Origin of the sequence: Paenibacillus sp. VMFN-D1 (assembly GCF_003386155.1) — a bacterium.
Classification (GTDB): domain Bacteria; phylum Bacillota; class Bacilli; order Paenibacillales; family Paenibacillaceae; genus Paenibacillus_AQ; species Paenibacillus_AQ favisporus.
Genome location: NZ_QRDU01000005.1, coordinates 1 through 11,773 on the forward strand (window position 1 = coordinate 1; position 11,773 = coordinate 11,773).

General features: G+C 53.9%; 11 protein-coding genes and 2 rRNA genes. 6 read left to right on the forward strand and 7 right to left on the reverse strand.

Annotated elements, in window-relative coordinates; translation table 11 throughout:
* The 4 genes from C7820_RS26395 to C7820_RS26410 form a co-directional block, all read left to right on the forward strand.
* A 23S ribosomal RNA gene (locus tag C7820_RS26395) occupies window positions 1–97 on the forward strand; the annotation flags it as partial.
* A gap of 143 nt (window positions 98–240) precedes the next feature.
* A 5S ribosomal RNA gene (gene rrf / locus C7820_RS26400) occupies window positions 241–357 on the forward strand.
* Between the two features lie 361 nt (window positions 358–718).
* Window positions 719–1,816 (forward strand): DUF3626 domain-containing protein, encoded by a 1,098-nt coding sequence (locus tag C7820_RS26405; RefSeq protein ID WP_251678547.1) that lies wholly within the window; start codon window positions 719–721, stop codon window positions 1,814–1,816.
* A gap of 309 nt (window positions 1,817–2,125) precedes the next feature.
* Window positions 2,126–3,322 (forward strand): MFS transporter, encoded by a 1,197-nt coding sequence (locus C7820_RS26410; protein ID WP_258875439.1) that lies wholly within the window; start codon window positions 2,126–2,128, stop codon window positions 3,320–3,322.
* Between the two features lie 71 nt (window positions 3,323–3,393).
* Here the strand turns inward: C7820_RS26410 and C7820_RS26415 are convergent, their stop codons facing one another.
* The 7 genes from C7820_RS26415 to C7820_RS26445 form a co-directional block, all read right to left on the reverse strand.
* Window positions 3,394–5,199, reverse strand: a complete 1,806-nt coding sequence (locus C7820_RS26415) for a stalk domain-containing protein (protein ID WP_116233572.1) — start codon at window positions 5,197–5,199, stop codon at window positions 3,394–3,396.
* A gap of 51 nt (window positions 5,200–5,250) precedes the next feature.
* Window positions 5,251–5,595, reverse strand: a complete 345-nt coding sequence (locus C7820_RS26420; protein ID WP_116233573.1) for an EamA family transporter — start codon at window positions 5,593–5,595, stop codon at window positions 5,251–5,253.
* A 1-nt stretch (window position 5,596) separates the two neighbouring features.
* Window positions 5,597–6,289 carry a DUF2304 domain-containing protein gene (locus C7820_RS33925; RefSeq protein ID WP_258875440.1) on the reverse strand — a complete coding sequence of 231 codons (693 nt, stop codon included), beginning with the start codon at window positions 6,287–6,289 and terminating at the stop codon, window positions 5,597–5,599.
* Window positions 6,279–7,031 (reverse strand): glycosyltransferase family 2 protein, encoded by a 753-nt coding sequence (locus tag C7820_RS26430; RefSeq protein WP_116233574.1) that lies wholly within the window; start codon window positions 7,029–7,031, stop codon window positions 6,279–6,281. The genes C7820_RS33925 and C7820_RS26430 overlap by 11 nt, the downstream gene beginning before the upstream one ends.
* The gene (locus tag C7820_RS26435; RefSeq protein ID WP_116233575.1) at window positions 7,006–8,280 is read right to left on the reverse strand and encodes an ArnT family glycosyltransferase; all 1,275 of its coding nucleotides are present in this window, start codon (window positions 8,278–8,280) and stop codon (window positions 7,006–7,008) included. The genes C7820_RS26430 and C7820_RS26435 overlap by 26 nt, the downstream gene beginning before the upstream one ends.
* A 255-nt stretch (window positions 8,281–8,535) precedes the next feature.
* A complete protein-coding gene (locus C7820_RS26440) occupies window positions 8,536–9,765 on the reverse strand; it encodes a sensor histidine kinase (RefSeq protein WP_116233576.1) in 1,230 nt (409 codons plus the stop codon).
* Between the two features lie 6 nt (window positions 9,766–9,771).
* On the reverse strand, window positions 9,772–10,479 hold the full coding sequence (locus tag C7820_RS26445) for a response regulator transcription factor (protein ID WP_105442458.1): 708 nt from the start codon (window positions 10,477–10,479) through the stop codon (window positions 9,772–9,774).
* Between the two features lie 275 nt (window positions 10,480–10,754).
* Here C7820_RS26445 and C7820_RS26450 point away from each other — a divergent pair, with 275 nt between their 5' ends.
* Both C7820_RS26450 and C7820_RS33585 read left to right on the forward strand, forming a co-directional pair.
* On the forward strand, window positions 10,755–11,498 hold the full coding sequence (locus tag C7820_RS26450) for an acyl-[acyl-carrier-protein] thioesterase (protein ID WP_116233577.1): 744 nt from the start codon (window positions 10,755–10,757) through the stop codon (window positions 11,496–11,498).
* Between the two features lie 78 nt (window positions 11,499–11,576).
* Window positions 11,577–11,717, forward strand: coding sequence for a hypothetical protein (locus tag C7820_RS33585; protein ID WP_163880674.1), 141 nt, complete (start codon window positions 11,577–11,579; stop codon window positions 11,715–11,717).
* Window positions 11,718–11,773: the final 56 nt, after the last annotated feature.

An 11,773-nucleotide genomic window follows, 5' to 3' on the forward strand; every position in this document is an offset into this window, starting at 1 on the left:
GTAAGACCCCTTGTAGACGACGAGGTAGATAGGTTGGAGGTGGAAGTGCAGCAATGCATGGAGCTGACCAATACTAATCGGTCGAGGGCTTATCCAAAATTACCCCAAAAAGTGACGTGAAGCGTTGGAGCAACACCGATTACTTTTCGGGGACCCCGGGATACAAACCGGGTGAAGCTACGGAAGATAAAACACAGATTCGTTTCGTATCTAGTTTTCAAGTGATCAAACACTTGAACGTTTGGTGGCGATAGCGGAGGGGTTCCACGCGTACCCATCCCGAACACGACCGTTAAGCCCTCCAGCGCCGATGGTACTTGGACCGAAGGGTCCTGGGAGAGTAGGACGTTGCCAAGCGAAGGACCACTGTTGATAACATCGACAGTGGTTTTTTTATTTCTTATCCCCAATGTGGACAACACATCCGTTTTGTCCGTTCATCCACAAATATATATTCCCTGGTCGATTTTCCAAAGGTTATGCACAAAAAAGAGAACCATCCCCGCCCAATTTGGATTATAATCATAAATTATATTCCCATAATTCACAGTTTCATCCCCAGTACGCACAATTGAAGTGTACTTTATGGCATAAATGATTCATGTGGTGATGTTCAGTTGACTTTTGTCTAAATGTTATTCACATGTACATAAGTTTGTAAGTTCATGCCAAGGGCTCTTCGTATGATTGCCCCGGGATCGATAAAGGAGGAGTAAGTTTGACCGAAGCACAAGCTCGAGCTGTACAGTATGTACGTACGGATGCTTTGGATGTGCAGTGCCTTTCCCGCAGTGTAATTGACCGGATTTTGGCTGCAGAAGGACTTAGCGCTATTGATGTTGACTTGCTTATTGATCATATTCGCCGTTTTGCGCGGGTTACGCTCAATTTTCATCCCGATCGTCTGCTCGCGACCGGCCGTTCGGTGGTTGAGGGACTGCTTCAGGATGGGGTGTACCGAGGGCAGTTTGAGACCTCGATCTCCAACGGGAGCCGAACGGCATTTGCAGGTGGTGATCGTGACCGCTGGGAAGAGCATTTATTTGGGAAAGCATACCAGGCGCCCGGCGTAACCAATGAAGAACGGCCGAAGTATGGTGGGCTTAACCTGATGAATTATGCGGACGGTGCGTCACCGCGGTTTGGCTCTTGCCACCTGGTCCTTCGTCCGAATGTTTCAGAGCGCTGTACCTTTACGTTTGGGGATAGCTTTACGGGTCCGGAGCGAAAAGGAACGATCGACGTTTTTTCTCCATTGCTGGCTCCTATGTTTGAGGCGGCTGTCAGCACACAGGAGGTGCTCGGTTCGGATCACATCAACGTACGGCTGTTGGTGGAGCTGCTTCAATCGCTAAACTCCAGATCCAGCGAATTTATACCCGAAGCCTTAGGAAGGTCACTCGATGACTACATTGAAGCACAGGTTCATGCTGTGGTGGATTTGGCGAATGACGCGGAGGCCCTGATTGCTGATCCCTCGTTCAAAGGCACGCCAACGGGAAACCTGTTGGAAGAGACCTGCGATAAGTATGATTTGCGGCTTGGTTGGCATGCGGGTTTTCAGTTAGAGGTTGGATCGGTACCGGGCGATTTTCGGGGGCCTGCGATGCAGCCGCTTGCACTCAGGATCGACCAAAGGTTCGGGAACGATAGGGGGCGGATTGACGCGGCCGTATTAGGGTTGGCAGCGGCATCGCTGCACAATCACCCCGAGGAGTGGCAGGACTGGGGATCATACGATGAAACGTTACAGCACATTAAGCAATTATGGCATGTCCTTGTCCGATTTGGTTCTCCTAATCATTGTGTTACGTAATGTTACGCAGTACCAAATCGGTGAACATATAAAAGGATCAGACTTATATTGCTTTCTATCCATTTGATGACTTTCTTTGTCTTCCAGACTTTTCATACTCGAAAAAACTTCCATGCTTGGAAAAACTCCTAAGAACGAAAGGACGGTGACGGGTTGAGCATTCAAAAGCAGGAATCCAAGCGACATGAAAAAATGGATTCAACCGAACCTCTGGATTCTTATAAAACCGTTGCTCGTGGTGCATCGAAAACTTTGGACGAGATACAGCGACCTCAAACAAAGGACGACTCCTTCTCCAGGAGACAGGTCGTGCTGTTTATCTCTGTTGTTTTCCTGTACTGGTTCTCGTCTTATATTTATGTTCCGATTTTGTCGCCTTATATCGAGCATTTGGGGGCATCCTATACCTATCTGGGCATCGTTCTCGGTTCCTACGGTTTGATGCAGATTTTGTTCAGGCTGCCGCTCGGTATTTTATCGGATTTTATGGAAAAGCGCCGTCCATTTATTTGGCTGGGGCTGGCCGCCAGTGCGGTAAGTGGGCTGATGTTTGCTGCGTTCGGACAGTTGGGTTGGGCGCTGGCTGCAAGAGCCATGGCAGGGATCGCCGCGTCGACCTGGGTGGTGTTCACCGTCGCGTTTTCAGGTTTTTTCCCGAAACATGAAGTAACCCGGGCGATGAGCATGATGCAGTTCACCACCGTGGCCGCCCAATTGACGAGCATGCTCGTCAGCGGGTATTTGGTGGAGCGTTGGAGCTGGCAGCTGCCGTTTTGGCTTGGAGGCATCGTTGCGGTGATAGCCCTTGTACTTGCTTTATTTTTGCGGGACAAAGGGCCGGATCCCGGGCGCACCCCCATGTCGCTTCAGGATTTGGCACCCGTTATGCGTGACCGGACGCTGTTTCGGGTTTCTTTTCTGTCGATCCTGGCGCACTGCGTTCTGTTCATCACGATGTTTGGGTATACGCCGAATCAGGCGTTGGACCTGGGTGCAAGCAAAAATGACCTTGCCTGGCTGACGCTGTCTTTCATGCTGCCGCATGCGGCGGCTACGCTGTTTGCCGGACGGACCCTCGTTAACCGTTTCGGGGCAAGGGCCGTGCTAACCGTGGGGTATGTAGGAACGGCCGTTTTTACGTTTTGTATCCCGGCGGCATCGAGTTTTGGCTGGCTGTGCGTAACGCAAATATTTAATGGACTGGCACAAGGACTGGTTTTTCCGCTCCTATTGGGCAAATCGGTGGCCCACATCGAGCCATCCAAAAGGGCAACGGCAATGGGTTTTTATCAGGCAGTCTATGCAATCGGCATGTTCATGGGCCCGTTTATCGCAGGCTGGATCAGTTCGGCATGGGGGCTCGCAGGCGGGTTCCGCTTGGCGGCATATGCAGCGTTAGCTGCGGGAGTGCTCGCTTTTTGGTGGATTCGGACGGATACAAAAGCTGGGGTGAGTGCAGCTTCGGGCGGACCGCCGAATACGGGGAGTGTTCAGAAAAATGTGTAATGTGCATCTGAGCTGCGGTTTGATCCGCAAAGAAGACCCGCAAAGCGCTCAAACGCTTTGCGGGTCTTCTTTTATTTATTCGATATCGGGAGAAACAGCAGGGAAAACGGCAAGTTGCTGCCGGCGGCCGGGGATAACCAGAGTTCTACCTTCTCCTCCCGGTCCTGCGTCCGGTACAGCACGGTGGCACTGTCCTGGGAGCCGTCGCCGTGCTTGATCTCGACAACCCGGTCGTTCACTCTCGCCGAGCCGAAGTACCTTCCGCCGCGTGGGTTGAAAGCGATGAGCGTGTCCGGCGCAACATGGTTCAGAATGATTTTATACAGGACACCGTAATTGCCGGAATTGATGGCAACGCTGTCCTGCATCCCGTCCATCCCCCGCTGAAAAGGATCAGTGGTGTTGTCGGTGAGCGGCAGGCGCTCCGCTTCCGTTCCGACCGTGCCGTCGTATTCGAACACTCGCGTCGAATCGGCAAAGGTGCCGCGGACGATGGACTCGATCGGATTTAAATCCGGCAGAGACGGCATGACCGCAATCGGGTCATGATCGGCCTGGACCATCAGCATGGTATATTCGACGGGTGCATCGCTGGTGACATCAGCGTTCATTGTGATGACATCGCCGGGAGCAGCCGCGGTAGCATTCAGCTTGGGAAAGAGGGCCACGCTCTCGCTGGGGGCGATCTGTACGCTTCGCTGCTCACTGCCGGTCAAGGTGGACTCCAAATACCGGACGCCAGCCAGTCTGCCGGATAGCTCAGGATACGGAGTTGGCCCCGCCACGCCCGCGCTCTCGATCTGGATCGATGCCGCGGTATCGTTCGGATTGGTGGCGACCAGGTAGAAGCGTGCCTTTGCGGCCAGGTTGTTTTTGTGATGGACCAGAAACCGGGCCGGTCCCGACAGGATGTCCTGGTACAGAATCCCTTCCGAGTTGACCGTCTCCGGACCGCTGGCCCGGAACAGCAAATATGGCTCGGTTGTGTAGGTGTAGGGCAGCGCTTTGTAGGACAGGATTGATTTGCCGCTGACCTGAAATGTGCCGCCTGCCGGAGTGAAGCGCATGACATAATCTTCTTTGCTGTACATCACCTCGGAGGTGATATCGATTTTTTTGCTGTATTCGGATGTCAGGCCGTGCTTGTCGGTAACCTTAAGCCTGATTTCCACCGTACCCGGCTCGAAAAAGGCCGGTTCGTTGTTCGTCCATTCGCGATTCGTGATTGCGTCTTCATCATCGGTGCTTTGATCGCTCAGGATCACCGGCTCGCCGATCCGGTATTGGTCTTTGTCCGTCGTAAAATAGGCCTGCGGCGGTTCGTTCGTTTGCGGACCTTCCGGCTTGTCCGTCCCTGAAGATCCGGTGCCGCCAGGATACAGCGTAATTTGGTTTCCCTGGAGCACATAAGGGAGATGAAAAGCAGTCGTCAGCGAAGTAAGGGGAACCATCAACACGCTGCGGTCCTCGTACGCTTCGCCTTTCATCGTTTTCGTCTCCCCGTTGACTTGATATGCCTTGGTATGTACACGGTACCGGGCTTCGGTACCTTCCCGGGATACGGTGGTCTCTTTCGTAGAGGCTTGGTAAGTCACTTTACAGCCCAAAGAGACGGCAAGCGAGCGGAGGCTGACAAAGGTGACTCCTTTTTTGACGACAGTGGAACGGTTTAATGCGGACTCGGTGCCGCTATTTAGGATTCGGCTGCTGTTTAAATAGATGACCGTCGTTCCGGAAGGACCTGCGGTTGCTTGAGCCATAGTCACATTCTGCGGGATCGTAGGCTCTTGCTCCAGATCGGATGCGGCAGATGCCGGAACCACACCGTAGGCGGCAAGCAGAACGGAAGTCAGAAGGGCGGTTTTTTGTATTTTCATGGGAATGATATGGAACTCCTTTTCTGAAATTTGATAATCAAACAGGGGCCTTTATTTGGCGGCAATGATGACCGCTCCCAGTACGATGACCGCGGCCCCGATCCAGCGGTTCAGCGGAACGCTTTCCCCGAAGAAATACCACGCGGCGAAAATGCCGGCGGCGTAAGCCAGGCTTTGCAGCGGGTAGGCAAGGCTGAGCGGCAGCCGGGACAGCACGACGAACCACAATCCCGTGGCTATTGCATAAAGGGCGATACCAAGCAGAATCAGCGGCGAAAATAATACCTGCAATAGGTTGCCAAGGTGGATGCCACCTTGCTGCTGCAGGCCGATTTTCCAGGAGATTTGACCGGCGACCAGGAGCAGCATATTGAGAAGCAGCATCAAGTAAGCCATACTAGCGGTTCACCTCCGTGCTGGAAGAAGACGGCACAACAATTTGCTCTTCGGAAGAAGCCGCCGCAGAAATTCGCTGACAGGGTTCCGTGGAATGAAGTCCGGAGAATTCCCCGGACGGCATCCCGGATTGCTGCATGTTATGCGCTTCTGGGGGCAATCCGGAGTGCTGTTTAGATGTCTGCTCGGAATGAGGTCCAGATGTATGTTTGGAATGCTGTTTAGATGTCTGCTCAGAATGTGGTCCGGATGACTGTCCAACATGCGGGTCGGATGTCTGTCCCGGGCGCGATCCAAAGGCAGGACCGACAGCAAGCCCCATAGAACCCTCTGAGCCTCCCTCCGCCTGGGCTTCAAGCTTTTGAATGCGTTGCTCCTGCAAGCCCAGCGTTTGGGTAAGCACGATGACCCGGTGCGTGAGCGTGGAGACCGCCATCGTCAAATGCAGCAGGATGAACAGCACCGCGACTACACTTAGCAGGTAGAGCAGCGACGGGGCATAATAAATGTGGATCCGCTGCGCCACCTCGTCCAAAAGGGACGGAAACAGGGACAGCGCCATCATGATCACACTCATCAAAAGCCAGAGCAGGGCGTACTGCTCGCGCAGCCTGCGCTTGCGGATCAAGTATAAAATCGTGCCGGCAAAAGCAAGGCTGATGCAAAAGCTGATGATATAAATATTAAGATTCATAGCGGTTTTCCCACGCTCTCTTTTTCTTGGTTTTCATGAGCAGAACCGACAGGATGACTTTGGACATGTAATACACGGATTTCATAGCCGAGATGCTGGAGACGCCTCCCTGACGCTCATTCATCACGACGGGAATTTCCGTGAAGGACAGCTCCCGGTTGTAGAGCAGCATCAGCGCCTCTACCTCGGGATAGTCGGTCGGGTACTCGCGTGCGAACAGGGAGATAGCCCGCCGTCCGCACAGGCGGTAGCCGGAGGTCGGATCGGTCACGTTCTGCCCGGTGAGCCGGGTCACGAGGGCGGACAGCAGACCGATGCCCATTTTGCGGGCGAAAGTCGACTGAAAGCCCTCTTTGGTAATAAAGCGGGAGCCAATCACCATATCGGCGCCGGTATCGAACTGGGCGGACAGGAGGCAGCGCAGATCGCACGGATTGTGCTGACCGTCGCCGTCGATCTGTACGGCGTAGTCGTAGTGATGCTCCGCAGCGTAGCGATAGCCGGTCTGCACCGCGCCACCGATGCCCAAGTTGCAGGTCAGGTCGATGACATTGGCCCCGGCGGCCCGGGCGATCCGGCTGGTGGCGTCGCTCGACCCGTCATTGATGACGAGCACGTCTGCGTAAGGGGCATCTTCGCGGAGCCGGCGGATGACCCGCCCGATCCCCTCCGCCTCGTTATAAGCGGGGACGATCACGAGCACTTTGGGCGGCTTGTTATGACTTTCCGGTCGATTCAGCATAAGTAACGGCTCCTTTCCGTGAATTTGAAGAGCGGGTCCATTTCTGCCACGCCCAGCGGAGGATGGCGATCCCCGCGGCCGCATCCAGCATGATGATCAGCGGCATGGCGGTGTAGTTATAGCGGAACTCAGGAACGAAGGCCAGGCGGGTAACCGTCATGACCGCTACAATCAGCGTCATCAGTGCTAATGGCTGCTTCCATTTGCGAAGCGATGCGGCCAGGGCCACGGGACAGAACCACACGAGCGCCACATGCAGCAGGCTGCCCAGCGGGCTCGGAAGCACGCGGTATAACGGGCTGTGGCCGCTGCCAAAATACATATTCGAATAAATGTACTTGAGCTTGCCGACGGTGTACCATTTGACGAACTGCCATGTGTGCTGCGTAAAACCGATCTTCAGCCGCTCTTTGGCGACTTCCATCTGGGTTTTACCATGCCGGTCGACCAGGCCGTCGTTGTAATTTTTGTCCGGATAGGTGCCGGCGGCAAACGGATTGACCTGGGTGGAGGCGATCACGACCTCGTGCAGGGTCACCATGTTGCGGACCACCCAAGGAGCGAGGACGATCCCTGTTCCGATGCCGGTGAACAGCAGCAGCTTGAACGTGAGGCGGAATTCCTTTTTCCAGAGCCAATACAACCCGTACACCGGTGCGATCAGAATCAAAAACTCCGGACGCGTCAGCACCAGCAGGCCCATCGCCGCCCCGCTCAGCAGAGCGAGGGTTCGTGTTCTGCGCTCGAAGGCTTCAAGCTGCAGACGGATATACAGCATCAGGAAAAAGCAGGCCAGTGTCTCGGTCAGAACCGCCCCGTTGCTCCAAATAAAAGGCGGATACACGCTGCTGATGAGCAGCACGATCATCGAAACGGTCCGGCCCGAGAGCTTTCGGGCGACCGAGTAAATGAGCCACAGGGTGACGAGGCTGATCATGACCTGAATGTAACGAATATAGGGAAACGGATCATGATGCTGGTAATCGACCAGCTTATAGATGGCCGCCATAAACAGCGGATACCCCGGCGTGACCTGGGCGTTCGGCTGGGTATCCTTGTAAGCGTAGATCCCTTTTTCGAGCAGCTGCCGGACCATGATGTCGTAGTTCAGCGTGTCATGCGAAACTTTATGGGTGACCGAAAGCAGAAAGTCCAGCCGCACATAGGCAGCCAGCGCGAAGATCAGCACGAAAATCGTGATGAGCAGCGTTTTTTTTGGGGCAAACAATTTTGAAGTGATGGTGTACATACGGATTTCGTGCTCCTTCCTGGACAGACAGGGGAGACAAACAGCTCTCCTCACGGACGATGCCTGCTGTCCTCTTAACTTGAATCAAGATTACAGGAGAGTTCTTAACGGGAGCCTACCCAAATGCTTAACAAACGCTTAAGTTTTTCTGTTAAAAAATGCTGTGGGGAGCAGAATAGCACCAAAAAAAGCAGATAGCCGCACTCCCCAGATGGGATGAGGTTATCTGCTTTGAGTATAGTGAAAGGAAAGTGGCTATGCCGGCACAGCCGGATCGGGAAGCCGGGTCTCAAACACGGTCTGGTTCGTCGAGCTCTCCACGGAGATGTCGCCGCCGTGCACGTCGATGATGCTCTTGGTAATGGCCAGTCCGAGCCCGGTACCGCCGGTCGCCTTGGAACGCGATTGCTCTACGCGGTAGAAGCGTTCGAAAATGTACGGTAGATCCCGCTTGGGGATGGGCTCCCCGTAATTGCAGACGCGTATGCGGACAAAGGCTGCTTCCTTTTCGATATAAACGTCGATGTATTTGCCGCTGCTGCCGTACTTAATGGCGTTGGATATGAGATTTTCGTAAGCCCGGACGAGGTGGTCGCCGTCGGCTTGAATGATGACCGGCTGCTCCGGCGCGTGAATCTGCAGAGTCATGTTCGCCTGCTCCAGGCTCGGCACAAACTCCTCGGCCAGCTGCCGGATCAATCCGGTTACATCCAGCTTGCGCAGGTGCAGCGGCATGCCGTTGTTGATGCGCGTATACTCAAACAGGTCGTCGATCAGCTTTTTGAGGCTGAGCGATTTTTCGTAAGCGATATTCATATAATAGCGGAGCTCCACCTCGTCGGCATAACGGTCCTTATCGATGATTTCCAAAAATCCGAGAATGGAGGTCAGCGGGGTCCGAAGGTCGTGGGATACGCCGGTGATCAGGTCGTTTTTCGTCTTCTCGGCGTTACGCTCCTCCTGAATGGAGCGGTTCAGCTGAGCGCTCATCTGGTTGATGCTGTCGGCAATCCGGCCGAGCTCATGGTTTTCCCGAACCGGAATTTCGTAATCGAAATGTCCCTTGGCGATCTCCGCCAGTCCGTAACTGATTTCCTCCAGGTACGTATGAATTTGCCCGGACAGGCTGTTCATGTGTTCCGCGATCGTTCCGAGCTCATCGGCAGCTTTCACACTGACGGAAGCTTGGAGCCGCCCGCCGGCCATGTCCTCCAGGACTCCGGCCAGCTCTTTGGCATAACGAACGAGGGGCCGGGTGGAAGCCACGTAGAGGGACAGGAAAAAGACGACACCGAACACACCGATCGTCGGCCTGGAGCCGATATGGTTGATCACCCAAATCAGGGGCACATTATAAGGCGGGCGCACAATGATATAAGAGGCGAGCAGACGGCCGAGCAGCACGAACAGCAGCGTCAGCCCGGTGCAGCCGAGAAACACGGCAAGGAACTTCCAGCGGATGCCGATGTATACCTTGGTGGTCATGGTGCTCTACACCTCCTTCGCCGATTTCATTTTGTAGCCGATGCCCCAGACGGTCTTGATGTAGGCCGGATGCTGAGTATCCTTTTCGATTTTTTCACGGAGCTTGCGGATATGGACCATCACCGTGTTTTTGGATTCCATGAACGGCTCGTTCCAGACCTCTTCGTAAATTTTGTCCATGCTGAGCACGATGCCCTGATTGACGGCCAGCAGCTTCAAAATGTCGAACTCGCGGGGCGTCAGCTTCACTTCCTGCTCCCCGACGGTCACCGTATGGGTGGCGGTATTGATGACCAAATCGTCAATTACGATTTCGTCCTCGGCTGTAGTATCGCGGTAATTTAGCAGCTTGTACCGGCGCAGCTGCGATTTGACGCGGGCGACCAGCTCCAGCGGATTGAACGGCTTGGTGACGTAATCGTCGGCACCGATGCTCAGGCCGGAAATTTTATCGATATCCTGGCTTTTCGCGGACAGCATGATGATGGGGGTATTGTTCTTTTCCCGGATTTTCATGCAGGCTTGAATCCCGTCCATTTGGGGCATCATCACATCAAGGATGATGAGATCGATCGGATGGCTCTGCAGCGCTTCGAGCGCCTCCAGTCCGTTGGAAGCTTTATATAAGGTGTATCCTTCATTTTTTAAATAAATTTCAATCAGTTCGATAATTTCTTTCTCGTCATCGACGAGCAGGATCGCTTCTCTGGACATTACGGCATTCACACCTCTTTGAATATTGTGGAAACTAGGAGTATGCTTGATGTATAGCATTATAAACCGAAACCCTTAACATTATGGTCACGAATTTCTTAACATTAACTTAAATTCCGCCGATGTTGTGGCCTTAGGATGAACGTTCCGCTGCTTCTTATACATACAGGGAAAGGGCGCAGCCGATGAAAGATAGGGCTTTTTCACCAAATGGAAAGGCTGGCTAACAACGTACGAGTATCATTTTAACGTAAAAAGAGGAGAGAGCGCATAGCATGGGCAACAAGTGGACTGAAACCTACTTAATCCATTCCAACGATATCGATTTTAAATCCGAAGCACGGCTGTCGGTACTGCTGTCTTTGGCGCAGAGAACGGCCGACGCCGATCTGGAGCAGCTTGGGGCAACGAGGGACCAGATGATCGAAGCGGGCATGGGCTGGATGCTGATTACAATGGATCTGCGCATCAGCCGGATGCCGAAGGCGCTGGAGCAAATCAACGTCGAGACCTGGAACAAAGGCCCGAGAGGGGCCTTGTGGCAGCGGGACTTTGTGATTTATGGCAGCGGTGGAGAGATTCTCGGCGAAGCGTGCAGCATTTGGGCGCTCGTGGACATCCAGAAACGCAGAATGCTGCGGCCATCCAAGTTCCCTTTTGACGTCTACATTAATGAAGAGGACTCGGCCGGTGAAGCACCGGATAAAGTAACTATACCTGAGGATATGCCGCTTCATGAATCGTACCGCTCCGTGGTACGCTACAGCGGGATCGACGCCAATCTGCATCTGAATAACTCCCGTTATGCCGATCTGTGCATGGATACGCTGACCAAGGAGGAGCTCACGGGTTATTCTTGCGCGGGTTTCCGGATCACCTACCATCACGAGGCCCGATTGGGGGATGACATGGTGGTGAAACGGTCAGAGCTGTCCGGCGGCCGGGTGTACGTGAGCGGACAAGCCGAGGACGGGTCGCATTATTTTGATGCGTATCTTCTATTGAAAGGAACGAACTGAACGAACGAAGGTATCCTATCGCCCCATGGATAATTCCGTCCCGATCGGGGGATTGTTAAAGGATAAGGGGGGATAAGCATGCCGCATCGTAAACCGGTAAAAGACAGTAACCTGCCAAACAGAGCGAGCCGGAAACAGGAATACACCACGCTGCATCCGGATAAAGCTGCTAAATTTCCGCCGAGCCTGAACCAAATTCCGAAGCAGGAACAGGATTAGGCATTTACCGCACCACCCCAGGTCCTTCAGTGGCAATCTCGGCTCCTGCCGAGGTT

What these genes read in the sequence shown, in the direction of transcription:
- C7820_RS26415 (WP_116233572.1), bottom strand. Translation starts at nt 5,199, where the DNA reads ATGAAAATACAAAAAACCGCCCTTCTGACTTCCGTTCTGCTTGCCGCC.
- C7820_RS26420 (WP_116233573.1), bottom strand. Translation starts at nt 5,595, where the DNA reads ATGGCTTACTTGATGCTGCTTCTCAATATGCTGCTCCTGGTCGCCGGT.
- C7820_RS33925 (WP_258875440.1), bottom strand. Translation starts at nt 6,289, where the DNA reads ATGAATCTTAATATTTATATCATCAGCTTTTGCATCAGCCTTGCTTTT.
- C7820_RS26430 (WP_116233574.1), bottom strand. Translation starts at nt 7,031, where the DNA reads ATGCTGAATCGACCGGAAAGTCATAACAAGCCGCCCAAAGTGCTCGTG.
- C7820_RS26435 (WP_116233575.1), bottom strand. Translation starts at nt 8,280, where the DNA reads ATGTACACCATCACTTCAAAATTGTTTGCCCCAAAAAAAACGCTGCTC.
- C7820_RS26440 (WP_116233576.1), bottom strand. Translation starts at nt 9,765, where the DNA reads ATGACCACCAAGGTATACATCGGCATCCGCTGGAAGTTCCTTGCCGTG.
- C7820_RS26445 (WP_105442458.1), bottom strand. Translation starts at nt 10,479, where the DNA reads ATGTCCAGAGAAGCGATCCTGCTCGTCGATGACGAGAAAGAAATTATC.
- C7820_RS26450 (WP_116233577.1), top strand. Translation starts at nt 10,755, where the DNA reads ATGGGCAACAAGTGGACTGAAACCTACTTAATCCATTCCAACGATATC.
- C7820_RS33585 (WP_163880674.1), top strand. Translation starts at nt 11,577, where the DNA reads ATGCCGCATCGTAAACCGGTAAAAGACAGTAACCTGCCAAACAGAGCG.